At 67.7% G+C, this 25,976-nt stretch carries 20 protein-coding genes; 9 read left to right on the top strand and 11 right to left on the bottom strand.

Annotated elements, in window-relative coordinates:
- Positions 1-3: 3 nt before the first annotated feature.
- Both BCL79_RS12160 and BCL79_RS12155 read right to left on the bottom strand, forming a co-directional pair.
- On the bottom strand, positions 4-1,488 hold the full coding sequence (locus BCL79_RS12160; RefSeq protein ID WP_121041529.1) for an efflux transporter outer membrane subunit: 1,485 nt from the start codon (positions 1,486-1,488) through the stop codon (positions 4-6).
- A gap of 5 nt (positions 1,489-1,493) precedes the next feature.
- Positions 1,494-1,937 (bottom strand): MarR family winged helix-turn-helix transcriptional regulator, encoded by a 444-nt coding sequence (locus BCL79_RS12155; protein ID WP_121041527.1) that lies wholly within the window; start codon positions 1,935-1,937, stop codon positions 1,494-1,496.
- 143 nt (positions 1,938-2,080) lie between these two features.
- Between BCL79_RS12155 and BCL79_RS12150 the strand changes: the two genes are divergently transcribed.
- Together BCL79_RS12150 and parC are read left to right on the top strand one after the other, a co-directional pair.
- A complete protein-coding gene (locus BCL79_RS12150) occupies positions 2,081-2,959 on the top strand; it encodes an AraC family transcriptional regulator (protein ID WP_121041525.1) in 879 nt (292 codons plus the stop codon).
- 58 nt (positions 2,960-3,017) lie between these two features.
- A complete protein-coding gene (gene parC, locus BCL79_RS12145; protein ID WP_121041523.1) occupies positions 3,018-5,261 on the top strand; it encodes a DNA topoisomerase IV subunit A in 2,244 nt (747 codons plus the stop codon).
- A 617-nt stretch (positions 5,262-5,878) separates the two neighbouring features.
- Here parC and bfr read toward each other — a convergent pair.
- On the bottom strand, positions 5,879-6,367 hold the full coding sequence (gene bfr, locus BCL79_RS12140) for a bacterioferritin (RefSeq protein ID WP_121041522.1): 489 nt from the start codon (positions 6,365-6,367) through the stop codon (positions 5,879-5,881).
- 145 nt (positions 6,368-6,512) lie between these two features.
- Between bfr and BCL79_RS12135 the strand changes: the two genes are divergently transcribed.
- Positions 6,513-8,864 (top strand): penicillin acylase family protein, encoded by a 2,352-nt coding sequence (locus BCL79_RS12135; protein ID WP_428999456.1) that lies wholly within the window; start codon positions 6,513-6,515, stop codon positions 8,862-8,864.
- Positions 8,865-8,889: 25 nt separating this feature from the next.
- On the opposite strand, the gene BCL79_RS12130 is transcribed toward BCL79_RS12135, so the two are convergent.
- Together BCL79_RS12130 and asnB are read right to left on the bottom strand one after the other, a co-directional pair.
- Positions 8,890-10,272: a cation:proton antiporter gene (locus BCL79_RS12130; RefSeq protein ID WP_121041518.1), complete on the bottom strand. Its 1,383-nt coding sequence runs from the start codon at positions 10,270-10,272 to the stop codon at positions 8,890-8,892.
- 89 nt (positions 10,273-10,361) lie between these two features.
- Positions 10,362-12,053 (bottom strand): asparagine synthase B, encoded by a 1,692-nt coding sequence (asnB, locus tag BCL79_RS12125; protein WP_121041515.1) that lies wholly within the window; start codon positions 12,051-12,053, stop codon positions 10,362-10,364.
- Positions 12,054-12,421: 368 nt separating this feature from the next.
- Here asnB and BCL79_RS12120 point away from each other — a divergent pair, with 368 nt between their 5' ends.
- Together BCL79_RS12120 and BCL79_RS12115 are read left to right on the top strand one after the other, a co-directional pair.
- On the top strand, positions 12,422-13,300 hold the full coding sequence (locus BCL79_RS12120; RefSeq protein ID WP_121042191.1) for a tetratricopeptide repeat protein: 879 nt from the start codon (positions 12,422-12,424) through the stop codon (positions 13,298-13,300).
- Between the two features lie 87 nt (positions 13,301-13,387).
- A complete protein-coding gene (locus BCL79_RS12115) occupies positions 13,388-14,071 on the top strand; it encodes a pentapeptide repeat-containing protein (protein ID WP_121042189.1) in 684 nt (227 codons plus the stop codon).
- A gap of 63 nt (positions 14,072-14,134) precedes the next feature.
- Here the strand turns inward: BCL79_RS12115 and dapE are convergent, their stop codons facing one another.
- From dapE to map, 6 genes are read right to left on the bottom strand one after another with little or no spacing between them, the layout of a single operon-like run.
- Positions 14,135-15,262, bottom strand: a complete 1,128-nt coding sequence (dapE, locus tag BCL79_RS12110) for a succinyl-diaminopimelate desuccinylase (protein ID WP_121041513.1) — start codon at positions 15,260-15,262, stop codon at positions 14,135-14,137.
- Positions 15,259-15,621 carry an arsenate reductase gene (locus tag BCL79_RS12105; RefSeq protein ID WP_121041511.1) on the bottom strand — a complete coding sequence of 121 codons (363 nt, stop codon included), beginning with the start codon at positions 15,619-15,621 and terminating at the stop codon, positions 15,259-15,261. Before BCL79_RS12105 ends, dapE begins: the two co-directional genes overlap by 4 nt.
- A 43-nt stretch (positions 15,622-15,664) precedes the next feature.
- Positions 15,665-16,534, bottom strand: a complete 870-nt coding sequence (locus BCL79_RS12100) for a hypothetical protein (protein ID WP_121042187.1) — start codon at positions 16,532-16,534, stop codon at positions 15,665-15,667.
- Positions 16,531-17,610, bottom strand: a complete 1,080-nt coding sequence (gene dapD, locus BCL79_RS12095) for a 2,3,4,5-tetrahydropyridine-2,6-dicarboxylate N-succinyltransferase (protein ID WP_121041509.1) — start codon at positions 17,608-17,610, stop codon at positions 16,531-16,533. Before dapD ends, BCL79_RS12100 begins: the two co-directional genes overlap by 4 nt.
- A complete protein-coding gene (locus BCL79_RS12090) occupies positions 17,610-20,231 on the bottom strand; it encodes a [protein-PII] uridylyltransferase (RefSeq protein ID WP_428999460.1) in 2,622 nt (873 codons plus the stop codon). Before BCL79_RS12090 ends, dapD begins: the two co-directional genes overlap by 1 nt.
- A gap of 20 nt (positions 20,232-20,251) precedes the next feature.
- Positions 20,252-21,025 carry a type I methionyl aminopeptidase gene (gene map / locus BCL79_RS12085; protein WP_121041504.1) on the bottom strand — a complete coding sequence of 258 codons (774 nt, stop codon included), beginning with the start codon at positions 21,023-21,025 and terminating at the stop codon, positions 20,252-20,254.
- 271 nt (positions 21,026-21,296) lie between these two features.
- Between map and BCL79_RS12080 the strand changes: the two genes are divergently transcribed.
- From BCL79_RS12080 to BCL79_RS12065, 4 genes are read left to right on the top strand one after another with little or no spacing between them, the layout of a single operon-like run.
- Positions 21,297-21,821, top strand: coding sequence for a Csu type fimbrial protein (locus tag BCL79_RS12080; protein ID WP_121041502.1), 525 nt, complete (start codon positions 21,297-21,299; stop codon positions 21,819-21,821).
- A gap of 9 nt (positions 21,822-21,830) precedes the next feature.
- Complete coding sequence (locus BCL79_RS12075; protein WP_121041500.1) at positions 21,831-22,571, top strand: fimbrial biogenesis chaperone; 741 nt, start codon at positions 21,831-21,833, stop codon at positions 22,569-22,571.
- Between the two features lie 13 nt (positions 22,572-22,584).
- Positions 22,585-24,930, top strand: a complete 2,346-nt coding sequence (locus BCL79_RS12070) for a fimbria/pilus outer membrane usher protein (RefSeq protein WP_121041498.1) — start codon at positions 22,585-22,587, stop codon at positions 24,928-24,930.
- A complete protein-coding gene (locus BCL79_RS12065; RefSeq protein WP_428999459.1) occupies positions 24,930-25,976 on the top strand; it encodes a Csu type fimbrial protein in 1,047 nt (348 codons plus the stop codon). The genes BCL79_RS12070 and BCL79_RS12065 overlap by 1 nt, the downstream gene beginning before the upstream one ends.

Raw genomic sequence — 25,976 nt, 5'->3', positions numbered from 1 at the left:
CTCTCAGGAATGCGAGGATTCGGGGGTGGCGGCGACCGTGGCGGCATCGCTGGTCGGGGTGAAACCACCGCCCAACGCCTGGCTCAGGCGGACCGAAACAAGGATCTGACGCGACTGCAGTTCGGCCAGCCGCTGCTGGGAGACCAGCAACTGCTCTTCGACGCTGAGCACATCCAGGTAGCTGCCGATGCCGGCGCGGTAGCGCTGTTCGGCCAGATCATGGGCGGCACGCGCCGTGCTGACGGCCTGGGCCTGGGCATTGGCCTGGTCGGCCAGCGAGCGCACCGCGTTGACCTGGTCGGCGACATCGCGCAGCGCGTTGAGCACGGACTGGTTGTAGTCGGCCACGGCCAGGTCGTACTGCGCGTCGGTCTTGCCCAGATTGGCGCGCAGGCGGCCACCGTCGAAGATCGGCAGGCTCAGTGCCGGGCCGAGGAAAGCGAACGTCGAGCCACTCTTGAGCAGCTGGTCTACTTCACTGAAGACCACGCCGCCCAGGGCGGTCAGGTTGAGACTGGGATAGAACGCGGCCTTGGCCGCGTGGATCTCGCGGTTGGCTGCTTCCACGCGCCAGCGCGCGGCGACGATGTCCGGGCGACGGCCGAGCAGTTCGCTCGGCAGCACGCCGGGCAGCTGCAGGGCCAGCGGGTTCAACACCTGCGGGCGCACGATCTGCAGGCCCCGGTCGGGGCCCTGCCCGACCAGCGCGGCGAGCGCGGTGCGGGCTTCGTCGATCTGCTGCTGCGCGGCCTGCTGTTGCTGCTGCGCGGCCGGAATACGGGCTTCGGCCTGGCGGGTCTGCAGGTCACTGTCGATGCCAGCGGCACGTCGCTGACGGGTCAGCTCCAGCGTCTTCTGCGATCGGGCCAGTTCTTCGCTGGCCACGTCATGCAGCGTCCACGCGTAACCGAGCTGCGCATACGCCTCGGCGATGGCGGCGGAGAGATTCAGGCGTGCGGCCTGGGCGTCCACTTCGGCGGCATGACCGCTGTCCACGGCCGCTTCCCACGCGGCGCGCTTGCCACCCCACAGGTCGATGCCGTAGCTGAAGCTCAGATAGGCCTGGCCGCTGCCGGCATAGCTGCCGCCGAGTTCGTCGCCGACCATCGATTCGGGCAGGCGTACGCCGGTGTAGCCACCGGAGGCGGACACGCTGGGCAGGCGGTCGGCGCGGGCGGTGCCGATCTGGGCACGCGCCTGGCGCAGGCGTGCATCGGCCGCGTCCAGCCCCGGATTGCGCTGCAGGCCTTCGGCGATCAGCGCGTCCAGCTGCGGATCGCCCAGCGCGCGCCACCAGTCCGTGGCTGGCCAGCCGGGCTGGCTCAGGCCGGTGCCGGCCAGGGTGCGCTGGGTCTGCAGGCTGTCGGCATCGAGCAGGCGGCCCTGCGGCTCCAGGCCGCGGCTGCTGGCACACGCGGCCAGCGCAAGCGCCAGCGCGGAGACCAGCACCGGCCGCAGTGGGCGCAGTGAATAAGAACGTTCAAACATGGAAGTCATGGCGTTACCAGTGAGTCGCGTACACGGGTCATGAGGGAAAGCAGCTGCGCGCGTTCGTCCGCAGACAGATCACGCATGGCGTCGTCGATGGTCTGGTCGCCCCGCTGTTTGAGGCGGGCCCACAACTGGCGGCCCGGCTCGGTCAGCACGATCTGCAGCGCCCGCCGGTCCTGGGCATGTGGCTCGCGCCGCACGCAGTCCAGGGCTTCCAGCTTGTCCAGCAGGCGGGTGACCGCGCTGGGCACCTGGTCCAGGGCCTGGGCCAACTCGTTGGCGGTGCACGGGGCACGTGCCGCGAGCACCTTCAGGCCGAGATAGTGGGTGAAGCCAATACCGAGGTTTTCCTCGGCCATCGACGTGTCTAGCTGACGGACCAGGCCATCGCGCACTTGGCGCAGCAGGAGTCCGAAGCTGGGGGGATGGGCATCAGGGCAGATCATGGGTGAGCATTCTCTTCCAAAAAATATATTTCTCAATAGAAATATTTAATTTGGAACCAAATGCTGTGTTGCAGCAATCAGAACAATGGGGAGGTCGCTACCTTAATGGCGCCCGCCACTGGCCGGGTATTACAATTTGGACAATGGATAACACTTTCAGGCCAGCGCTGGAGACCGAGGCCACCCAGATGATCCGCAACCAGGTCCTGGACTGGTTCGAGCGGGATGACGGACTGGGCGTGCTCGGCTTCCGCATCGAGAGCCCCAAGGGGCTGGAACGCGAGATCGACTGGCACCAGCACCGGCGCGCCCAGCTGATCTGCGTGGAGGCCGGGCTGCTCACCACCCGCACCCGCCACGGCACCTGGTCGCTGCCACCGGGCTGTGCCGGCTGGATGCCACCGGGCGAGCCGCATACGGTGGATATCTGCGGGCCGCTGCGTGGCTGGGGCGTGATCGTGAGCGCGCCGATGGCCTGTGATCTGCCCGACGAACCTTGCGTGCTGGCCATTTCCGATCTCCTGCAGGCGCTCTCGCTGCGCGTCACCGCGTGGGTGCCCGCGGCCGAGCCGAGCCTGCGCCAGCAGCACATGATCGAGGTCCTGCTGGACGAGATCCGCAATGCGCCGCGCCAGCGCATGCACCTGCCGATGCCGCAGGACCGGCGCCTGCTGAGGATCGCCTCGCAGCTGATCGCCGACCCGGCCGACGGCCGCAGCCTGGAGCAATGGGCCCAGTGGGCCGGGCTGTCGCCGCGTACACTGACCCGGCACTTCCGCGATGAAACCACGCTCAGCTTCGCGCAATGGCGCCAGCAGGCCCGGCTGGCCGAGGGGCTGCGCCGGCTCTCCGATGGCCAGAGCGTGTCCGATATCGCGCACGAACTGGGGTTCAGCAGCCCCAGCGCCTTCGTTACTGTCTTCCGCCGCCACTTCGGCAGCCCGCCCGGGCGCTATCTGGCGCGCAGCGGACACCCCCTGAACCCATCACGCGGCTTGGCATCCCCGGCCGCATCCGGATAATCATCCGCCTGCGAGGGCGACAGCCGTCGCCGTCCCTTGCCACAGGTAACAATCCCGCATGACCGATCTTGCCCGCCCCGCGTTCCACGGCTTTGAACAGCTGCCCCTGCGCGAGTACGCCGAACGGGCGTACCTGGACTATTCCATGTACGTGGTGCTCGACCGCGCACTGCCGTTCCTCGGCGACGGCCTGAAGCCGGTGCAGCGCCGCATCATCTACGCGATGAGCGAGCTGGGTCTGAACGCGTCCTCCAAGCCGAAGAAGTCCGCGCGTACCGTCGGTGACGTGATCGGCAAGTACCACCCGCATGGCGACAGCGCCTGCTACGAAGCGCTGGTGCTGATGGCCCAGCCGTTCTCGTACCGCTACCCGCTGATCGAAGGCCAGGGCAACTTCGGCTCGACCGATGATCCCAAGTCGTTCGCGGCCATGCGTTACACCGAGTCCAAGCTGACCCCGATCGCCGAAGTGCTGCTGGGCGAGATCAACCAGGGCACCACCGACTGGACCCCGAACTTCGACGGCACGCTGGAAGAGCCGACCTGGATGCCGGCGCGCCTGCCGCACCTGTTGCTCAACGGCACCACCGGCATCGCCGTGGGCATGGCCACCGATGTGCCGCCGCACAACCTCAACGAGATCGTCAGCGCACTGCTGCACCTGCTCGACGACCCCGATGCGACGGTCACCGACCTGTGCGAGCACGTGAAAGGCCCGGACTACCCGAGCTTCGCCGAGATCATCACCCCGATCGCCGATCTGCGCACCATGTACGAAACCGGCTACGGCAGCGTGCGGGCGCGTTCCACCTTCCTGAAGGAGAACGGCAACATCGTGGTCAACGCGCTGCCGTTCCAGGTGTCGCCGTCGAAGGTGATCGAGCAGATCGCCGCGCAGATGCGCGCCAAGAAGCTGCCGTGGCTGGAGGACATCCGCGATGAGTCCGACCACGCCAACCCGGTGCGCGTGGTGCTGGTACCGCGCTCCAACCGCGTGGACGCCGAGCAGCTGATGGGCCACCTGTTCGCCACCACCGATCTGGAGCGCAGCTACCGGGTCAACCTCAATGTGATCGGCCTGGACGGCCGCCCGCAGGTGAAGAACCTCAAGACCCTGCTCAGCGAGTGGCTGCAGTTCCGCAGCACCACCGTGACCCGCCGCCTCAACCATCGCCTGCAGAAGGTCGAGCGCCGCCTGCACATGTTGGATGGCTTGCTGATCGCCTTCCTCAACCTGGATGAAGTGATCCACATCATCCGCACCGAGGACGAAGCCAAGCCGGCGCTGATCGCGCGCTTCGCGCTGAGCGAGGAACAGGCCGAGTACATCCTGGAAACCAAGCTGAAGCAGCTGGCCCGCCTGGAAGAGATGAAGATCCGCGGCGAGCAGGACGAGCTGGCCAAGGAACGCGACAAGATCGTCGGCATCCTGGAGAGCAAGGCCAAGCTGAAGAAGCTGATCCGCGATGAGCTGGTGGCCGATGCCAAGAAGTTCGGGGATGACCGTCGCTCGCCGCTGGTGCAGCGTGGCGCGGCGCAGGCCATCGATGAAACCGAGCTGGTGCCGAGCGAGCCGATGACGGTGGTGCTCTCGGAGAAGGGCTGGATCCGTGCGGCCAAGGGCCACGACATGGACCCGTCCACCCTGTCCTACCGTGATGGCGATGCGCTGCTCGGTTCGGTGCGCGCACGCAGTACGCAGCAGGTGGCGTTCCTGGACAGCGAGGGCCGGGCGTATTCGACCCTGATCCATACCCTGCCCTCGGCCCGTGGCAATGGCGAACCGCTGACCGGTCGCTTCTCACCAGCGCCGGGCAGCGCCTTCATGACGCTGGCCAGCGGCGAGAACAACACGCGCTTTGTGCTGGCCTCCACGCACGGCTACGGCTTCGTGACCCGCTTCGAGAACCTCACCGGCCGCAACAAGGCCGGCAAGGCGATGCTCAACCTGACCTCCGGCTCCAAGGTGCTGACCCCGGCCGTGGTCGCCAATCCGGAGACGGACCGCATCGTGGCCGTGACCAGCTCGGGCAACCTGCTGGCGATCGCGGCCAGCGACCTGCCGGAACTGGACAAGGGCAAGGGCAACAAGATCATCGACATCCCCAAGGCCAAGCTCGCCACCGAGCGCGTGGTCGCGGTGGTATCGGTAGCGCCGGGCAACACGCTGCTGGTCCGCAGCGGCCAGCGCACGATGAACCTGTCGTTCAAGGATCTGGACACCTACCTGGGCACCCGCGCGACCCGTGGCCATCTGCTGCCGCGTGGCTGGCAGAAGGTGGAAGGGCTGGCGGTGGAGTAAGCGTCGCGGTGTTGACGTGAATCGGAACGGCCGGGGAAACCCGGCCGTTTTTTTGTTCTTCTCCCAACGAAGGGAGCGCCTGCGGTGCATGTTGGATCTGGCGGTGTCTCCGCTCGGGTCTACCGAGAGCGTGAGGGGCCCCGTAGCGACCGGCAGGCCCCTCGGCAAATGTCCCCCGGCCGCCGCCTGACGGCGACGTCCTCCTCCTTGATTTTGCCCAGGAGCCTGCCGGCCGCTACGGGGCTCGGCTCGCGGCGCGCAGGCGTAACACCGGGCATTGCTGTGAAGCGCCAGTGGTCTCTATACGTGGGTCGCGATGCCCTTGTGGGCGAAATAAAGGAGGAGGTGGCGGCCGCAGGCCGACGCCGGGGGACATTCGCCGGCAAGGGCATCGCGGCCCAGCGCTCGACCCACCTGCGGCCGCGACTGAAAGGTTCAGAGCGCTTCAGGCTTGCCACGCGGACGGAGGGAGAGCCTTTTTGCCCACAGAAAAGGCCGGGTTTCCCCGGCCTCTCTGTTCGAATCAACGTCAGCTGGCTGGCAGAGGCTGGCGGGCGGACGGGGGTTCAGCAGCTGGCTGGCGAAGGCTGGCTGGCGTGCGGAACCCGATGCCGCACTCAGTGCGCAGCGGTGCCTTTCGCATCCATCTTGCTGGTCTGGTACAGCGCCAGGCCGATGCGCTTGATCAGGCCCAGCTGCTGCTCCAGCCACCAGGCGTGGTCTTCTTCGGTGTCCTTCAACTGCACCAGCAGCATGTCGCGGCTGACATAGTCCTGGTGCTGTTCGCACAGCTTCATGCCGGCGGCCAGGTTGTCGCGGACGCTGTACTCGGTCTCCAGGTCCTTCTGCAGCATCTCTTCCACGGTCACGCCGGGCTCGAACACATGCGGGCGCATGTCCGGGTCGCCGCCGAGGAAAAGGATGCGGCGCAGCAGCGCGTCGGCGTGCTGGGTCTCTTCTTCCATCTCGTGGTTGAGGCGCTCATAGAGCGCGAACAGGCCCTGGTCTTCGTAGCGGCGCGAATGGATGAAGTACTGGTCGCGCGCAGCCAACTCGCCGCGCAGCAGTTCCTTCAAGCAGGCGATGACGTCCGGGTTGCCTTTCATGGGGGGTGCTCCTGATGAATCAATGCGCGCATGGTGCCCTATCTGGAATTCCGGTGATCTAATCGGAATCAGTTGCAGTTGCGCTTCGGTCGGCGTGCACAGGGCGTTCACGCCTCCCCTACAATCCAACCACACCTACTGGGGGATGCGCAGGATGCGGCATTGGCTGAAGCGGTTGGTCTGGGGAGCGTTGATACTGACGCTGGCGGCGGTTTTGATGGTGTGGTGGCTGCTGCGTGGCAGCCTGCCCCGCCTGGAAGGCGAACAGGCCATGACCGGCCTGGCGGCGCCGGTGAGCATCACCCGGGATGCCTTGGGCGTGGTCACCATCGAGGCCCGGACCCAGGCCGATGCAATGCGGGCGCTGGGTCTGGTGCATGCGCAGGAGCGCTACTTCGAGATGGACCTGATGCGTCGTACTGCCGCTGGCGAGCTCGCCGAGCTGTTCGGCCCGGCGGCGATCGAGATGGACAAGCGCATGCGCGTGCACCGGCTGCGGGCGCGCACCGAGGCCCACCTGGAGGTTGCCACGGGCAGCAGTGCCGCTGCCCTGCAGGCCTATGTGGACGGCATCAACCAAGGCGTCGCGGATCTTCGGGTACGGCCTTGGCCCTATCTGCTGCTGCGCCAGACGCCCGCACCGTGGCGGACCGAAGACAGCGTGCTGACCGGGCTGGCGATGTATGCCGACCTGCAGGACCCCACCAATCAGAACGAACTGGCGATGGCGCGGATCCGCGCGGTGGTGCCACCGGCGCTGTATGCACTGCTCAGCCACGAGGGCAGCGAGTGGGATGCCCCCCTGTTTGGCGGGGCGCGCGGCAACGCCCCGCTACCGGACGCCACGGCGCTGGATCTCCGACGGCTCGATGCGGCGCAGGCAACCGGTGCCGCCGCCGGTCATCTGGACCCGGACGTGCTGGGCAGCAACAACTTCGCCGTGTCCGGTGCACTGACCACGGACGGCCGCGCCATCGTCGCCGACGACATGCACCTGGGACTGCGCGCGCCGAATCTCTGGTTCCGGGTACGGCTGCGCTATCCCGATCCGCAGGCGCCCGACGGGCGCGTCGATGTCAGCGGCTTCTCGCTGCCCGGCCTGCCGGCCATCGTCGTCGGCAGCAACGGACACGTTGCCTGGGGCTTCACCAACAGTTACATCGACACCGCCGATTTCCGCAGCGTGCCCGCCGATGCCCAAGGCATCACCACGCATGAAGAGCGTATCCGCGTCGCCGGTCAAGCGCCGGTGACGCTGCGCGTGCGCGAGACCGCCTGGGGTCCGGTACTCCACGAACGGCCGGACGGCAGTGGCGAGGCACTGCGCTGGACGGCGCAGCTTCCCGGTGCGGTCCGTCTGGACTTTGCCGAGATGGCGCGCGCAAGGGATCTTGACCAGGCGTTCCAGGTAGCCGACCGCAGCGGTATTCCCGCGCAGAATCTGATCATCGCCGACCGTAACGGACGCATCGCCTGGCGGTTGATCGGCACACGTCCGGGCCGCGCTGCGGGCTGCCCGCCAAACGGCAACACGATCACGGCGCCCGCGAGCTGCACGCCGTGGGCGATCCGCAGCGATGGCGCGCCCGCATTGATCGATCCACCCACGCATCGGCTGTGGACCGCCAACGGCCGCGTGCTCGAAGGGGACGCGCTGGCCATCGCCGGGAACGGGGGCTACGACCTGGGTGCGCGCGGCCGGCAGATCCGCGATGGCCTGATGGCGAAGGAGCGCTTCACCGAAGCCGACCTGCTGGCGATCCAGCTCGACGATCGCGCCCTGTTGCTCACGCGCTGGTGGCACCTGCTGCGCGAGGTGGTCACCGCCAGCGACGACCCTGCCCTGCAGCGGCTTGAGGTCGCAACCCGGCAATGGGAAGGCCATGCGGCCGTCGATTCGGTCAGCTACCGGATCACCCGCGGTTTCCGCGGCATGTTGATCGACCGCGTTGGCGAAGGCCTGCTCGCGCCAGCGAAAGCACAGCTCGGCGAGGCCTATCTGGAGCCGCGACTGGGGCAGTTCGAGGGCGTGTTGTGGCCATTGGTGAGCGAACGGCCGGCGCATCTGCTGCCACCCCCGTATGCCAGCTGGACGGCGCTGTTGACCGATACCGCCAAGGCGCTGGAGGCAGACCTGAGCAGTCAGGGACCGCTGGAGGCGCGTACGTGGGGCGAGCGCAACACCGCCGCGATCTGTCACCCGGTCAGTCGCGCCCTGCCCAACGTCGCCCGACGATGGCTGTGCATGCCTGGCGATCCGTTGCCCGGCGACCGCGACATGCCCCGCGTGCAGGGGCCTGCGTTCGGGGCGTCGCAGCGGATGGTGGTCTCGCCCGGCCACGAAGCCGAGGGATGGATCCACATGCCCGGTGGGCAGAGCGGTCACCCGTTGTCACCCTTCTGGGGCGCCGGACACGACGCCTGGGTGAAGGGAACACCCACCCCGTTCCTGCCGGGCAAGACCGCGTACACGCTGACGCTGGTCCCCGTGGAATGATCACGGGCGGTGGCCGAGCCTACGGCTACCGCCTCTTCCACCGCTCCATCGCGTTGAGCAGCGGCCCGGTCATGGCCGTGGTCACCAGGGCCATGATCACCAGCACGGCAAACAGGCGGTCGCCGAGGAAGCCCAGCTCGTAGCCCAGGTTGAGCACGATCAGCTCCATCAGGCCGCGGGTGTTCATCAGGGCACCGAGCTTCCACGCCTCATGGCTGCCCATGCCGGCACTGCGCGCTGCGCTCCAGGTGCCGATCAGCTTGCCCAGCGTGGCCACCACGATCACGATCAGGCACAGCATCAGGTCGCTGGCCTGCAGGGCATCGGCGCGCATGCGCAGGCCGGTCATGGCGAAGAACAGCGGCAGCAGCAAGGTGACCGCGAACGGCTCGACGCGCTCGGCCACGGTATGCCGCAGGGTGGCGTTGCCGGAGACCGCCACCCCCGCCGCGAAGGCGCCGAACAGCGCGTGGATGCCCAGCATCTCGGTAACCAGCGCGCAGGCCAGCGCCATCAACAGCATGATCAGCAGCCAGCGTCCTTCCTGGCCCGGTGCGATCACCAGGCGCGAGAACCACGGGCGCACCACGCCCAGCATCAGCGCGACGAAGGCGACCACGCAGACCAGATTGATCGTCGCGGGCACCCAGCCCTGCGATTGCGCAGCCGCCACGATCAGGGCCAGCAGGCACCATGCAGTGGCATCACCGAGCGCGGCGCAGGCGATGGCGGTCTGGCCCAGCGGCGTGCCGGTCATGCCCCGGTCGGCCAGAATGCGCAGCAGCACCGGGAAAGCGGTGATGCTCAATGAAATACCCACGAACAACGCGAAGCCGGTGAAGCCCACGCCCGACGGCGCGTGTGCACCGTACAGCCAGATCGCGAGCAGCACGCCCAGCACGAAGGGCACCGCGATGCCGGCATGGCTGACCACGAAGGCAAAACGACGTCGCCCCCGCAGTCCGCCCAGATCCAGCTCCGCCCCGGCCACCAGCAGGAACATCAGCACGCCGAGCTGGCTGAGCAGACCGAGCGGACCGAGCGATGCCGGCGGGAACAGCACGCCATGTACCTGCGGCAACACGGCGCCCAGCACCAGCGGCCCCATCATCAGGCCGGCCGCCATCTCACCGATCACCCCCGGCTGGCCCGGGCGGCGGAACACCCAGCCCGCGCCCTTGGCGACCATCAGCAACACCAGCAACTGCAGCAGGAACAGACCGAGCGGCGCATGCAGATGCCCAGCCCAGTCGGCCCCCAGCGAGGACTCTGCACGTGCCACCTGCGCGGTCACGGCCGGGCCGGCAAACCGCGCCAGGCCCAGGCCGATCAACAGCGGCAGCGCCACCCAGCCCAGGTAGCGCCAGGCCAGCCCGCTGCGGCGCATGCCGGTGGTGTCAGAGTCCATGACCGATCCCCATCGATTGAAGGGGCGATTCTACGGGCTGCACGCGTCGCCACACCACCGCGGACGACGCGGCGGTGTGGCACATCCGATCAGGCCAGTGCCTGTTCGTGTACGCCGGCGATGGCGCGCCCGGAGGGATCGGCCATCGCGGCAAAGCTGGCGTCCCACGCGATCGCCGCTGGCGAGGAGCATGCGATGGATTTGCCACCCGGTACGGTCTCCGCCGCGGCCTGGGTGGGGAAGTACTGCTCGAACACGTGGCGGTAGAAGTAGGCTTCCTTGGTCTGCGGCGGGTTGTGCACGAAGCGCTTGTCCGCCGCGGCCATCACCCGGTCACTGACCTGGGCTTCGGCATGGGCCTTGAGCCCGTCGATCCAGCCATAGCCGACACCGTCACTGAACTGCTCCTTCTGGCGCCACAGGATCGAGTCCGGCAGGTAGCCTTCGAAGGCCTCGCGCAGCACCGCCTTCTCGATCCGGCGTGCACCGGCGGGGCCCTGCCCGACCATCTTGTGCTTGGCATCGATGCGCATGGCCACATCGAGGAACTCGCGATCCAGGAACGGCACGCGCGGCTCCACGCCCCAGGCCATCATCGATTTGTTGGCGCGCAGGCAATCGTAGTTGTTGAGCGCGTCGAGCTTGCGCACCAGCTCCTCATGGAACTCGCGCGCGTTCGGCGCCTTGTGGAAGTACAGGTAGCCACCGAAGATCTCATCGCTGCCCTCACCGGACAGCACCATTTTCACGCCCATCGCCTTGATCCGGCGCGCCAGCAGGAACATCGGCGTGGAGGCGCGGATGGTGGTGACGTCGTAGGTTTCCACGTGGCGGATCACTTCCGGCAGCGCATCCAGCCCCTCTTCGAAGGTGTACTCGAAACCGTGGTGTACGGTGCCCAGGGCTTCGGCCGCGATGGCGGCGGCCGCCAGATCGGGCGAGCCCTTCAGGCCGATCGCGAAGGAGTGCAGGCGCGGCCACCAGGCTTCACTCTGATCGCCATCTTCGACACGGTGGCGGGCATAGCGCGCGGCGACGGCCGCGACCAGCGACGAATCCAGCCCCCCGGAGAGCAGCACGCCGTAGGGCACATCGGTCATCAACTGGCGGTGCACCGCGCGCTCGAACGCCTCACGCAGTTCGACGCGATCCGCCTCCACGCCTTCGACCGCATCGTAGTCGCGCCACGGGCGCTCGTAGTAACGGGTGAGCGTGTCGGTGGCGCTGTCATACCAGTGCCCCGGCGGGAACTGCGCGGCGTCGGCGCAGATGTCCACCAGCGACTTCAGTTCGGAGGCCACCACCAGGCGGCCATCCTTGTCGTGGCCCCAGTACAGCGGCACCACGCCGATCGGATCACGGGCGATCAGTACGCGCTGCTCGGCGCGGTCCCACAACGCAAAGGCGAAAATGCCGTTGAGGCGGTTCAGGAACGAGGCCGGGCTGTCTTCGCGGTACAGCGCATTGATCACCTCGCAGTCCGAGCCGGTCTGGAAGGCGTACGGCTGGGCCAGCTCGGCCTTCAGCTCGCGGTGGTTGTAGATCTCACCGTTCACCGCCAGCGCCAGCCCGCCGTCTTCGGAGAGCAGTGGCTGTGAACCACCGGCGGGATCGACGATGGCAAGGCGCTCGTGGACCAGGATCGCGCCGTCATCGACGTACACCCCGCTCCAGTCCGGGCCGCGATGGCGCTGGCGCTGCGACAGTTCCAGCGCATGGCGGCGCAATGCGGCGAGGTCGTCGCCCGCCTGGAGGCCGAAAATACCGAAGATCGAACACATGGGAACAGCTCCTGATGATGGGGGAATACACGTATTGCAGGCATTCGACCGGCCACCCAGGCCCGGAAGGGGTAAACCCGGGCCACAAAAAAACCCGCATCGGTCGATGCGGGTTTTCTGGGGTCCGGGCGTGTTGCTTGTACTAGCCCTGGTCGCAGTCCCGCATCGGCCGCGCACGATTATTCGCGCGCAGATTAGTGCGGTTGGTATTGCTGACAGCGGTGGCCGGGAACGAGGACATGGACCGACCGTAACCGGGTTTGGGCGGCGGTGCAACTGTTGCGATGGCAACCAAACCGACCGCCGCGGACAACCCGGGGCTGCTGGGCCGGGCGATAATCACCGCCCTTGTGTACCCCCTGGCTGGCATGACCCCTCGCATCGGACGCATCGCTTCACGCCTGGGCGGCATCGCCCTGCTCCTCTTCCTCATCGCCTGCAGCAGCGCCCCCTCGCGGACCCCGGCGAGCATCGTGCAGTCGCTCGAGACCAAGGCGGTCGATCGCAGCTTCGACAGTGCCTGGGACGCCGCGAGAACCTACGAAACCTTCAACGACCCGCGCGCGGTGACCTGGTACGAGCGTGCCGCCGCCGTCACTCCGTGGACGTTCCACAACCCCCAGGCCGAAGAGGCGCTGGGCCGGATCTGGACCCACGGTGAGCTGCTGCATGGCACCGGCCCGAACATCCTCCAGGGCCCTGCGCTGCGCGCGTCACCGCGCAAAGCAGAGCGCTGGTACCGCGCTGCCGCCGAGCACGGCAACCCGATGGCGATGCTGATGCTGGCCAAGTTCCATCGCGAACGCGGTGACACGGCCAGCGCGCTGCGCTGGGACCTGCGCGCGACGATCTACCACCACATGCCGTCCGAATCCTCGCGGCTGCCGCAGGCGATCGCGGCGCAAGCGGATGGCACCCTGCATCCGCTGGTCGTCGACATCCAGCGGCGTGCGCAGCGCGGCGATGCCGATGCCCAGGCGGATCTGGGGGCAATGTACGAACTGGGCATGGGTCTGCCGCGCGATGGCGTCGAGGCGCTGCGCTGGTATCGGCTGGCGGCGGACCAGGGCAATGTGTATGGCCAGTATTTCAGCGGCCTGCTGCTGGGCCGCGGCCGCGCTGGCGTGACGCGTGATCTGGAGGCGGCCGCCGATTGGTTCGCCAAGGCCTATGCGCAGAAGTTCTACCTGGCCGGGGAAACCTACTGGCGCAAGACCATCGAGCCGCCGTTCTGGACGTTCGAGTAGTGCCGGGCATCGGCGCGCCGTTTTGTACACATTCCGCAACACGCTTCAAGTCTGCCCATGGTCCGGAACATCACCCAGAATGACCGCATGAACACCGCCACGTTCCGCGATGAAACCCTCACCCGCGACCGCATGCAGGCCATCATCGCCGCGCATTCGCGGGGAGCCGTGTTCGAGAACTGCACGTTCGATCACGGCGACTTCTCGCGGCTGGACATGGATGGGTTCCAGTTCAACCAGTGCTCGGTCACCGGCGCGAGCTGGTTGGCGGCCTCGCTGGAAGAAAGCCAGTGGACGAAGTGCCGCGGCAGCCAGTGCGATTTCAGTTCGGCCCTGCTCAGCGATGCGCGCTTCTCGCACTGCGATCTCAACAACAGTCACTGGCGCCGCGCAACGCTCTCCTCGGTGCAGTTCCAGGATTGCAAGCTGACTGGCGCGCACCTGCAGGAAGTGACCGGCTGGGCGCTGGAATTCCGCGATTGCCTGCTGGTCAGCGCGGACCTGCGCGGGATGTCGTTCCGCAAGGCGCAGCTGGAGGGTATGGATTTCTCCGAGGCCGAGCTGTCCGGCTGCGACTTCCGCGATGCGGTCTTCAACGGCGGCAGCCTGCGCAACGCACAGACACGGCTGACGCGGTTTGAAGGCGCTGACCTGCGCGGCACCGACATCAGCGGGCTCAACGTGATGGACGCCAAGCTGTTCAAGAAGGCAGTGATTTCACAGCGCCAGGCAGCGGCCGCCTTGGCGTCGTTCGGGCTGATCGTGGCGTAAGGGCGAACCGGCCAGCGGCCGGCACTACCGTAATCGAGCGGCGGTAGATTCAACCCGATGGCGTCAGGCGAGCAAACGCTCGATCAGGCGCTGGTACAACGCCGGCAGCGCTTCCAGATCCGCCACGCGGACATTTTCGTCAACCTGATGGATGCTCGCGTTGACCGGCCCCACTTCGATGCACTGCGCGCCCAGCGGCGCGATGAAGCGCGCATCGGAGGTGCCACCGCCGGTGCTCTCCTCCGGCGGCGCACCGGCGAACGCACCGAGCACTTCGCGGGCAACCCGGCGCAGCGTGCCTTCCGGGGTATAGAACGGCTCGCCACTGCGATGCCACTTGAGCGTGTACTCGAGCGCATGACGCTGCAGCAGCGCGGCGATCTCCTGCTCCAGCGCCGGCGCATTCCAGTGCGGGTTGTAGCGCAGGTTGAACAGCACCTGCAGCTCACCCGGAATCACATTGTTCGCCCCGGTGCCGGCATGGATGTTGGAGACCTGCAAGCTGGTCGGCGGGAAGCTCTCGAAGCCATCATCCCAGTGCCGTGCGGTCAGTTCGGCCAGTGCCGCGGCGGCCAGATGGATCGGATTGCGCGCCTTGTCCGGATACGCGACATGGCCCTGCACGCCCTTCACCGTCAGCGTAGCCGAGAGACTGCCGCGGCGGCCCACACGCAGCAGATCGCCGAGCACCGCGGTGGAAGACGGTTCACCGGTGATGCACCAGTCGATGGCCTGGCCGCGTTCGCGGAAGATATCGGCCACACGACGCACACCATCGATGGCGTCGCCCTCCTCGTCGCTGGTCAGCAGCACGGCCAAGGTGCCGGGATGGTCCGGATGGGCAGCCACGAACTGCTCGGCGGCGACCACGAACGCGGCCACACTGCCTTTCATGTCGGCCGCGCCACGTCCGTAGAGCACGCCATCACGGATCTGCGGATCGAACGGATCACTGGCCCAGGCCGCGACCGGGCCGGTCGGCACCACATCGGTATGCCCGAGCAGCACCAGCACCGGTGCGCCCTGCCCGTGCGTGGCCCACAGGTTGTCGACCTCGCCCAGGCGCAGGTGTTCGCAGTGGAAGCCGGCGCGCTCAAGTCGGCCGGCCAGCAGCGCCTGGCAACCGGCATCCTCGGGCGTGACCGAGGCGCGCGCGATCAGGTCGCAGGTCAGGGCAACGACGTCGTTCACGCGCCCACTCCGAACCGCTGCTTGAAGCCGTTGTCCGAGAAGCCCTGGGTCATCACGCCATCGGCGCTCACCACCACCGGGCGCTTGATCAGCTGCGGGTACTCGCGCAGCAGCAGCTTCCACTCGGCCTCGGAGTCAGCCGCTTTGCGGTTCTCCGGCAGTTGCCGCCACGTGGTGGAGGACCGGTTGATCAACGCGGGGAAGCCGCCGGCCTGGGCCGCCCAGTCGATCAGGGTTTCCGGCGTTGGCGTGTGGTCGCGGTAGTCGACGAAGGTGTACGGCACCTGGAAACGGTCCAGCCACTTGGTGGCTTTCCTGCAGGTGTCGCAGTTCTTCAATCCGTACAGAGTGGTGGTCATGGCGCGGCGTGCAGCATCGATCAGGAAGGACGCCGTGAGGATGTCACAACAGGCGTTCGGACACGACCCGGAAGGGCACCTGCGGCACCCGGAAACAGAACGCATCGGCCAGATCGACGCCCATCGCGGCCAGGTGCGGGCAGCACACCGCCCCCTCCAGCCGCAGCGGCTGCACCTCGGCCAGGGTGATCGGCAGATCGATATGGGTCAGGACCAGCCGACCATCCGGGGCGACCGCGAACGCGGCCTCCTGGCAGGCCAGGAACGCCATGGCCTGCGCTGCATCGGTGAACGCCCCGGCCGCCCACGCCGCCGCCAAGGCCGTTGCCGGACGCACCTGCGCCTGCAGTGCGGGCGCACTGCCCTGCCCCGGCTCGATCACGGTGTGCCCGCCGTTGGCATCCACGGCATGCTCGAAACGCGCGGCCAGATGCGGCTGCATGGCGTCGCTCCACAGCCGTGCACCGACTGCGTACACCCCGCTGTCGATCACATTGCGGTCGAACAGGACCCGCGGCGTGGCGGCCCCGGCAGCTGCATCGTCCGCCACCACATACCAGCGCCAGTTGCTCTGCAGCGGCGACGGAAACAGGCCACGCGGCCCGGCCAGCGCCGGCCCGAAATGGCCGTGACGGTAGGTCAGGATCGTGTAGGGCGTGCGCCCGTCATGCACGAACAGGCGATGGCCTGGCGGTGGCGGCGGTGCATGACGCACGTCTACCCACCAGCTCAGGTACACCACCTCACGCACATCACTGATCAACGCCGGCACCGGCAGCACGCGGGTCAGCGCGCGCCGGGCGGCGGTCAGGTGCGCGCAGCCGAGCAGACGCTGCAGCGCGCGTCCCGGCCACCCCGCGAACGGGTGCCGGTAGCGCGCCGCCTGCGCCAGCGCGGGCTGCGGCGTGCTCAGTCGGCCAGGCCGCGCAGCAGCTCGTTGACGCTGGTCTTGCTGCGGGTCTTGGCATCGACCTGCTTGACGATCACGGCGCAGTACAGCGAGTGCGAGCCGTCCTTGGACGGCAGCTGCCCGGACACCACCACGCTGTACGGCGGTACCGAACCGTAACTGATCTCGCCGGTGGCGCGGTTGTAGACGCGCGTGCTCTGGCCAAGGAACACGCCCATGCCGATCACACTGTGATGGCCGACCACGAAGCCTTCCACCACTTCCGAACGCGCACCGATAAAGCAATGGTCTTCGATGATGGTCGGGCTGGCCTGCAGCGGCTCCAGCACGCCACCGATACCGGCGCCGCCGGACAGGTGGCAGTGCTTGCCGATCTGCGCGCACGAACCCACCGTGGCCCAGGTATCGACCATGGTGCCCTCGCCCACGTAGGCGCCGATGTTGGTGAAGCTCGGCATCAGCACCACGTCCTTGCCGAAGTAGCTGCCGCGGCGTGCGATCGCACCGGGCACCACGCGCACGCCGGCGCGGCGGAACTTGGCTTCATCGAAGCCGGCAAAACGCGATTCGACCTTGTCCCAGAACGGCGCCGGGCGCGCATCGACGACGGCCATGTCGTTGACGCGGAAGTACAGCAGCACGGCCTTCTTCAGCCATTCGTTGACCTTCCAGCCACCGTGGCCGTCGGGCTCGGCAACGCGGAATTCACCGGTTTCCAGGCCATCGATGACGCGGCCGACCAGCGGCTTGGTCGAGCCTTCGATCTCGTGCAGGGTCAGCGTGGCACGGCGCTCGAACGCGCTCTCGATGCCGAACTTGAGCTCTTCCACGCCCGGCGTGGCCGGCTTGCGCAGCGACTTGCGCGCGATGGTGGCATCACGGCTGGCACTGCGCTTGGCGGCGCTCTCGGCCGGCGTGGCGGCAACCTTGCGGGCCGGCGCCTTTTTCACGGCAGGCTTCTTCACTGCGGGTGCCGCCTTTTTCGCTGCGGCAGCAGTCTTCTTCACCGCAGGCGTGGCAGCAGGGGTCTTGGCCGCCGCGGTCTTCGCGGCAGTCTTCTTGGCAGGCTTGGTGGCCATCAGTGGGGGTCTCCGGCGTTTCGATCAGGGTCCAGGCAGGCGAGCATCGCGTCTTGCAGCTGCTGCCTGGCGGATTCGGTCAGGGCGTGATCATGCTCATCGCTGATCACGAACATATCTTCGGCGCGCTCGCCGAACGTGGCGATGCGCGCATCATGCACGCGCAGCCGCTGGTTGCGCAGCACGAACGCCACGTCGGCCAGCAGGCCGGGGCGGTCGGGTGCGACGAGGCTGAAACGGGTACTGGTGGTCTGGCCATCGGTGACATCGCGGAACTCGATGCGTGGGGCGAAACGGAAGTGCCGCAGCTGGCGCGGAATGACACGGCGCGACGGGCGCAGCCGGGTCAGATCGCCGGCCAGCGCCTCACGCAGGCCAGCCTCCAGGCGCAGCGCATCGCCATCAGCAAAGCTGTCGGCCGGGGTCACTTCGAAGGTATCGAAAATGGTGTCGACCGGGCCGTCCAGCACGCGCGCGCGATGGATCCCGTAGCCCTTGCGGTCCAGCGTCATCACGATCGCCGCGAACAGGCCGTCGCGATCCGGCGAGTGCACGAACACCTCCAGCGCGTGGTCGTCCGGGGTGATCCGGCGCACCTTGACCAGGGTCTGGCCCTGCTTGATCGGCACCAGCGCGGCCGCCTGCCAGGCGAGCTGTTCGGGCCGCAGCCGGATGAAGCTCTCATCGGGCATCACGGTGAACTGGCGCTCGATGGTGGCATCGTCATAGCCGCGCTCGCGCACCAGCTGGCGCACCGATTCGCGCGCTTCGGCGACCCGCTCGGCGGCCGGCATCTGGTTCTCCAGCCCGTCGCGCAGCGCGCGGCGCGCGGCGAAATACAGGTCGGCCAGCAAACGGTCCTTCCACGCATTCCACAGCTTGGGGCTGGTCCCGGCGATATCCGCACAGGTCAGCAGATACAGGTAATCGAGCCGGTCGCGGCTGCCCACCAGGGTGGCGAAGCGATGGATCACGTCCGGATCGGAAATGTCCTGCTTCTGCGCGGTAACCGACATGCGCAGATGCTGCTCGACCAGCCAGGCCACCAGCTCCGTATCGGAGCTGCTCAACGCCAGCGCCTGGCAGAATTCGCGGGCGTCCACCGCACCGAGTTCGGAGTGATCGCCGCCGCGGCCCTTGGCGATGTCATGGAACAGGCCTGCCAGCAGCAGCAGCTCCGGCTTGCGCAGGCGCGGCCACACTTCATGCGCGATCGAGAAGCGCTCATCCGCGCGGCTGCTGGCGAACAGGCCGATGTTCCGCAGCACCATCAGCGTGTGCTGGTCCACGGTGTAGACATGGAACAGATCGAACTGCATGCGCCCGGAGACCTGCGCGAACGCGGGGATCCACTGGCCGAGCACGCCCAGGCGTGCCATCCGCGCCAGGGTATCGACCGCGCGCGGGCTGCGCAGCAGCGCCAGGAACTGTTCGCGTGCCGCGGCACTGGCCTCGGTATACGCTGCCAGCTCCGGCAACGCCTCGGCCAGCGCGCGGGCGGTCAGCGAATGCAGGCCGCGCACATCCGGGTTGTAGGCCCAGCTGGAGAACAGCGCGAATACCTGCTCGATGTCGCCCTGCGGCCACACGGGGTCATTGGCGGCCAGGTAACCGCGGCGCAGCGAGAAACCGACACTCACCGGCTCGGGCACCGCTTCGCCATCGAACTGTTCCTCGAAGCGCTGCAGCAGGCGGTCACTGATCCGGCGCACCACGGTGGCGCTGCGGTAGAACCCCTGCATCATTTTTTCCACGGCCAGGCTTTCGATGTCGTCTTCGAAACCCAGGCGCGCAGCGAGTGTTTTCTGGTAATCGAAGCGCAGGCGCTCTTCGGGCCGGTTGGCGACCAGGTGCAGGCCGAAACGCAGCCGTGCCAGCGCGCAGCGTTCTCGCTTGAGCGCGGCCGCTTCATCCGGGCCGAGATGGCCGAGGCCGACCAGCGCTTCCAGATCGCGCACGCCGAACGCACGCAGTGCCATCCAGCCCAGCGTATTGAGATCGCGCAGCCCGCCGGGGCCGTCCTTGATGTCCGGCTCGAGATTGTCCGCCGTGTCGCCAAAGCGCTGATGGCGGGCCAGCAGCTCTTCGCGCTTGGCGAGGAAGAACTCGCGTGGCGGCCACAGGCCATCCACGTTCACGGCTGCCTTCAATGCCTGGCGGGCCGTGTCATCGGCAACGACCGGGCGCGACTCGATCAGCGCGGTCAGCACCGTCTGATCGGCGCTGGCCTGGGTGCATTCGGCCGCCGATCGCACCGCGTGGCTGACCGGCAGGCCGCAATCCCAGAGCAGGGCGAAGAAGCGTGCCAGCCCTGACTCGTGCCGACGCTGCTGCTCGGGCGCACCGAGCACCAGCACGTCGATATCCGAGCGCGGGAACAACTCGCCGCGCCCGTAGCCGCCCACCGCGAACAGCGCCATTCCCGAACCGGCGGGCAGGCAGCGATGCCAGGCCAGCCGGATCAGGTGATCGGCCGCGCGTGCGCGCAGGGCGAGCAGGCGTTCGATGTTGTCGCCCTGGTCGAAGCGGCGGTACAGCCGCGCGTCGGTCTGTTGCAGCGACTGGCGCGCCAACGCCGCCCAGTCCGGGTCGGCGACGGAATCGGCCGGCGCGTCCAGCATCGGGCTCGCCGGCAGCATGCTCAGACCTGCGATTCGCCGGGCGAAAGGGTCAGCACGTCGACGCCGGTCTCGGTGACCGCGACCATGTGCTCCCACTGCGCCGACAACTTGCGGTCCTTGGTGACCACGGTCCAGCCATCGGGCAGCACCTTGTTGTAGCGGGTGCCCTCGTTGATCATCGGCTCGATGGTGAAGGTCATGCCGGGCTGCAGCACCAGGCCTTGGCCGGGGCGACCGTAATGCACCACCTGCGGTTCGTCGTGGTAGACCTTGCCGATGCCATGGCCGCAGTACTCGCGCACCACGCTGAAGCGCTCGGCTTCGGCATAGCTCTGGATCGCATGGCCGATGTCACCCAGCGTCGCGCCCGGCTTGACCGCGCGGATGCCGCGCCACATCGCTTCGTAGGTCGCATCGACCAGCCGCTTGGCCATGACCGACGGCGTGCCGACGTAGTACATGCGGCTGGTATCGCCGTGCCAGCCATCCTTGATCACGGTCACATCGATGTTGACGATGTCGCCGTCCTTGAGGACCTTGGCTTCGCTGGGGATGCCGTGGCAGATCACGTTGTTGACCGACGTGCAGACCGTCTTGGGGAAGCCGCGGTAGCCGACATTGGCCGGCGTCGCCTTCTGCACATTGATGATGTGGTCATGGCAGATGCGGTCCAGCTCTTCGGTCGTCACGCCCGGCTTGACGTGGGGGGTGACGATGTCGAGCACTTCGCTGGCCAGACGGCCGGCGATGCGCATCAGTTCGATTTCCTCGGGGGTTTTCAGATTCACGCTCATGGGGCCCATTATCGCCGATCCGGGGCCAATCTGAACGGGATCGGGTGGAACACCGACAGCCGCGGTTTGGGCGCAAGTTCAGTCAGGTCGTTGAATGAATGAGATGGACGTCTCAAATCGCATGTTCATGCCGAAAACGGCCATCGAATCGCCCAAATCTCACGGGTTACCTACAAGACCAAACCTATAACCGGATCAACACCGTTCCATCGCGTCACCGTTCGGCAGCATCGTGTTGTTCAGCAAGGACCCGCGTCCAAGGAGCATGCCCATGCGATTTCTCCGTCCTGCCCTGTTGAGCCTGGCCCTTGCCAGCCTCGCTGCGCCCGCCCTGGCGGCCGATACCACCACCTTCAACGTCAAGATCATCATCACCAAGGCCTGCACGATCACCGCTGCAGCCGCCACGGACGTCGACTTCGGTTCGGCCCTGTCCACGGCCACTACCCCGTCCAACGCGCAGGGCACCATCACCGCGCAATGCTCGGCGCTGACCCCCTACACGATCGCCTTGAACGCCGGCTCCAACGCTGGCACCGCCAACGACGTGACCACCCGGCGCATGAAGAACACCAACGCCGCGGTCACCGCCAACAACTTCGTGGGCTACCAGCTCTACCAGGATGCCGGCCACGCCAACGTCTGGGGCGCCACGACCGGCACCAACACGGTGGCCGGGATCGGCACTGGCTTGGCCGTGCCCTACACGGTGTACGGCCAGATCGCCAACCCGAGCGTCAACAATGCCGCGACGGGTAATTACCAGGATACGGTCACCGCTACCATTTCCTACTGAGGGCAGCCCATGCCAATGACCGCACGGGCCCGCCTCCGGCGGCGCCTGGGACTGGCCTGCGTCCTGTCTGCCCTCTCCATCGGCACCGTCCCGGCCGCCAGCCTTCAGGTGGCACCGACCGGGCTGCAGCTGGGGCCCCGACAGAACGCCGACGCGCTGTGGATCAGCAACAGCGGCACCGCACCGGTGCAGGTGCAGGTGCGGGTCTACCGATGGAGCCAGCAAGGAGGCCAGGACCAGCTGACCCCGACCGACGACCTGCAGGTCAGCCCGCCGATGCAGTCCCTTGCCGCTGGCCAACAGCAGCTGGTGCGGGTGGTGCGCAGCGACTCGCAGGCCCCGGCAGGACAGCTGGCCTACCGGGTGATTGTCGACGAACTGCCGACGCTGGATCCGAACCGGACCGGCATGCAGTTCGTGCTGCGCTACTCGCTGCCGGTCTTCGTCCAACCCGTCCAGGCCGCCCCTGCCAAGCTGCGGGCACGGCAGATCACCCTGGATGATGGCCGCCCGGCACTGGAAGTAAGCAACGACGGCGGCGCGTACGCGCAGTTGGCCGACCTCGCCATCGGCACTCCGGAGCGCCCGCAGACCGTACATCCGGGCCTGCTGGGCTACGTCCTTGGCGGCCAGACCATGCGCTGGCCGCTGGAGCTTTCGGCAACCCGCCTGGCGGGAGCCACCTTCATGGCCAGGATCAATGGTGAGTCGGCCCAGACACCACTGCCCGTCGCGCCACCGGCTCGCTGAGGCCTGCGCGCGGATGCTGCTCAGCGCCAGCCTGCTGCCTTGGACGATGCACGCCGCGGAGATCGGCCTGGAGGCCTCGGGCGCGTCGGGCGACGCCGTGCTGCCGGCACCGACCCCGTTGACCGCGCCGCAGACCCTGTACCTGGACGTGACCCTCAATCGCGCGCCGCGTGGCCTGCTTCCCTTCACCCAGGAACTGGGGCGGCTGTTCGCCGCGCCGGCCACGCTGCGCCAGCTCGGCTTCCCCGCGCAGGGCGACGCGGCGGTGCCACTGGACCGTCTGGCCGGCGTGGTGCTGCGCTACGACGCCTCCCTGCAGACCCTCGCGCTGGACGTGCCACTGGACCAGCTCGCACTGCCGACCACCCGGCTCGAGCGGGCACAGGAAACTACCCCGCATGCCTCCGCCTCACCCGGAGCACTCCTCAACTACGACGTTTATGGCAGCCACAGTGAGGCCGGCGGCAACCTGGCACTCACAAGCGAACTGCGGCTGTTCGGGCTCGGCAATGGCGTGCTGGAGAACAGCACCGTGCAGCGCATCTACGAGGTTCCCCGGCAAGGCTGGCGGACCGACAGCGTGCGCCTGGACACCCATTGGCAACTGGATTTCCCCGACGCAGCGCTGACCCTGACCGTCGGCGATTTCTACAGTGGCTTCGTCGACTGGAGCCGGCCGGTGCGGATGGGCGGCATCCAGATTGGACGCAACTATGGCCTGCAGCCGTATCGCCTGCTGACCCCGACCCCGACCTTCCTCGGCGAAGCGGTGGTGCCTTCCAACGTCGAGCTGTATGTCGACGGATTGCGCCAGTACAACGGCCAGGTGCCGGTCGGACCGTTCCAGCTGGCCGCACAGCCGGGCATCAACGGCACCGGCAATGCCCAGGTGGTGATCACCGATGCATTCGGCCGCATGCAGACACTGGACTTCGCCTTCTACGGCACCCAGCAGTTGCTGGCGCAGGGCCTGTCGGACTGGTCGGCGGGCGTGGGACGCATGCGCCGGGACTATGGCATCCGCTCGTTCGCCTACGAGGCGCAGACCGTGGGAAGCGGCACTTGGCGTTACGGCGTCAGCGACCGGTTCACCGCCGAACTGCATGCCGAGGGCGGTGGCGGCGTGCGCAATGCCGGCGCCGGCGGCTGGTGGCTGCTGGGCGCCGCCGGGGTGTTCAATGCCGCCTACGTTCACAGCCGCCAGGACGGCCGCGACGGCGGCCAGTACGGGCTGGGGTACAGCTGGAACAACCGCCGATTCAACGTCAACCTGTCCAGCCGACGCACCCACGGCGACTATCGTGACCTGGGTGCGCTGCAAGACAGCCTGCCTGCGCAGATCAGCGAACAGGCCACGCTGGGCGTGAACCTGGACGCGGCCGGGGCGATCAGTGCCAGCTACCTGCGCCTGCGCTACCGCGATGGTGAGGACAACCGCTACGCCAGCCTGTTCTGGTCGGCCAACCTCGGACGCCGCTGGTCCACGTACCTGTCGGTCAACCAGAACCTGGACGAGAGCAACGATCGCAGCATCTACCTGTCGCTGTCGGCCGCGCTTGGGCGCAACCGCCAGGCCAGCCTGTCCACCCAGCGCAACGGCGAGAACACCACCTACGTGGCCGACGTGTCCCAGCCGGTGCCCGGCGACGGCAGCCAGGGCGGGGTCGGTTGGCGCCTGCAGGCGCGCGGCGGCGACGATGGCGGCGGCGGCCTGGGTGAAGTGGGCTGGCTCAACCGGGTCGGACGCTACGCACTGGGGTACTCGCGCCAGGGCGACACCGATTACGGCTATGCCAGCGCCAGCGGCAGCCTGGTCTGGATGGGGGGGCACGTGTTCGCCGCACGCGAAGTGCCCGATGCGTTCGCCGTGGTCTCCACCGGCAGGTTCGCCGGGGTACCGGTACGGCTGGAAAACCGCCTGATCGGCAGCACCGACCACAACGGCCTGCTGCTGGTGACGCCGTTGCTGTCCTGGCAGCGCAACCGGCTCTCGATCGACACCCTGGACCTGCCGGCAGACATCCGCGCCGCCGAGGTCGACCGCTGGGTCACGCCGCGCCAGAGCGCCGGAATCGGCGTGGATTTCGGCCTGCGCCGCACCCACCCCCTCACCCTTGTACTGCACGATGACAGCGGCCAGCCGCTGGCACCCGGCAGCGTGGTCCATCTGGCCGGGGCGCGCACGGCGATCATCGGTTACGACGGCCAGACCTACCTGGAGGACGTGACCCTACCGCTCACCCTGCGGATCGACACCGCGCGCGGCCCATGCACGGTGGCCCTGGAGCCCCCCAGCCCCAGCGAGCCGCATCCGCGCCGACTGGGGCCGCTGCGCTGCATCGCCGGGCCATCGCCGTGATCCGCGCGCTCGCCCTGCTGCTGGTGGCCGCGCTGGCCCTGTTCGGCAGCCGCTCCGCGCATGCCGACACCAACTGCGTGGTCACCACCCCGGTCACCCTCGCGTTCGGAACCATCACCAACGGGTCTGCCAGCGTCACCAACACCACCACTACTTTCACCATCACCTGCAGCACGGCCGCCCTGAGCCTGCTGGCGACCGCGTCGGTGCGCGCCTGCCTGGGCATCGGCAACGGCAGCGGCGGCAGCGCCACCCAGCCCACGCGCAGCCTGCGCAACGCCACGACCGACACCATGGCGTTCCAGCTGTATACCAATGCCACCCGCAGCACGATCTGGGGGCTGACCCCGGGCAGCAACCCGGGCGCGCAGGTGATCGACCTCAACTACAACGTGCCGTTGCTGACCGGCGGCAGCGGCACGGTCACCGTCACCATCTATGGCCAGGTTCCGGCCGGGCAGACGCTCTCCGCAGGAAGCTTCAGCAGCAGCTTCGCCGCCGCCGACACCACGGTTCGCTTCGCCTACAACGAAGTACTGCTCGGTACCGCCTCCCCACCGCCCGCCTGCACGACCCCGGCCGGCGGCGGCGCGACCGGCAACAAGACCGTTGCCTCCGGCTTCCCGTTCACGGTCACTGCCAACGTCCTGCCGCAATGCAGTACGTATGTCACCACCGATATGGACTTCGGCAGCAATGCCGGCGCCATTACCGGCAACATCGACCGCACCTCGACCATCGGCCTGACCTGCATCAACCGCACCGCGTACACCATCGGCCTGGACAACGGCCAGCACGTGCTCGGAACGACCACCCGGCGCATGCAGCACGCCACCAATCCGAGCTACTTCATTGCCTACGAGCTGTACCGCGACAGTGGCCGCAGCCAGCGCTGGGGCAACACCATCGGGGTGGACACCGTCCCCGGCACCGGCACCGGCGGCACCCAGACGCTGACGGTGTACGGGCGGGCGCCGCCCACCTCCGGCAGCCTGCCGGCCCAGGGCAGCTACAACGATGTGATCACGGTGAACATTACCTACTGA

This window comes from Stenotrophomonas rhizophila (assembly GCF_003651185.1).
Classification (GTDB): Bacteria; Pseudomonadota; Gammaproteobacteria; order Xanthomonadales; family Xanthomonadaceae; genus Stenotrophomonas; species Stenotrophomonas maltophilia_Z.
Note: the sequence above shows the minus strand (reverse complement) of the source record. Positions and strands in the feature narration are given on the sequence as shown.

Coding starts and splice junctions, on each gene's coding strand:
- BCL79_RS12160 (WP_121041529.1), bottom strand. CDS start 1,488: ATGTTTGAACGTTCTTATTCACTGCGCCCACTGCGGCCGGTGCTGGTC.
- BCL79_RS12155 (WP_121041527.1), bottom strand. CDS start 1,937: ATGATCTGCCCTGATGCCCATCCCCCCAGCTTCGGACTCCTGCTGCGC.
- BCL79_RS12150 (WP_121041525.1), top strand. CDS start 2,081: ATGGATAACACTTTCAGGCCAGCGCTGGAGACCGAGGCCACCCAGATG.
- parC (WP_121041523.1), top strand. CDS start 3,018: ATGACCGATCTTGCCCGCCCCGCGTTCCACGGCTTTGAACAGCTGCCC.
- bfr (WP_121041522.1), bottom strand. CDS start 6,367: ATGAAAGGCAACCCGGACGTCATCGCCTGCTTGAAGGAACTGCTGCGC.
- BCL79_RS12135 (WP_428999456.1), top strand. CDS start 6,513: ATGCGCAGGATGCGGCATTGGCTGAAGCGGTTGGTCTGGGGAGCGTTG.
- BCL79_RS12130 (WP_121041518.1), bottom strand. CDS start 10,272: ATGGACTCTGACACCACCGGCATGCGCCGCAGCGGGCTGGCCTGGCGC.
- asnB (WP_121041515.1), bottom strand. CDS start 12,053: ATGTGTTCGATCTTCGGTATTTTCGGCCTCCAGGCGGGCGACGACCTC.
- BCL79_RS12120 (WP_121042191.1), top strand. CDS start 12,422: ATGACCCCTCGCATCGGACGCATCGCTTCACGCCTGGGCGGCATCGCC.
- BCL79_RS12115 (WP_121042189.1), top strand. CDS start 13,388: ATGAACACCGCCACGTTCCGCGATGAAACCCTCACCCGCGACCGCATG.
- BCL79_RS12105 (WP_121041511.1), bottom strand. CDS start 15,621: ATGACCACCACTCTGTACGGATTGAAGAACTGCGACACCTGCAGGAAA.
- dapD (WP_121041509.1), bottom strand. CDS start 17,610: ATGGCCACCAAGCCTGCCAAGAAGACTGCCGCGAAGACCGCGGCGGCC.
- BCL79_RS12090 (WP_428999460.1), bottom strand. CDS start 20,231: ATGCTGGACGCGCCGGCCGATTCCGTCGCCGACCCGGACTGGGCGGCG.
- map (WP_121041504.1), bottom strand. CDS start 21,025: ATGAGCGTGAATCTGAAAACCCCCGAGGAAATCGAACTGATGCGCATC.
- BCL79_RS12080 (WP_121041502.1), top strand. CDS start 21,297: ATGCGATTTCTCCGTCCTGCCCTGTTGAGCCTGGCCCTTGCCAGCCTC.
- BCL79_RS12075 (WP_121041500.1), top strand. CDS start 21,831: ATGCCAATGACCGCACGGGCCCGCCTCCGGCGGCGCCTGGGACTGGCC.
- BCL79_RS12070 (WP_121041498.1), top strand. CDS start 22,585: ATGCTGCTCAGCGCCAGCCTGCTGCCTTGGACGATGCACGCCGCGGAG.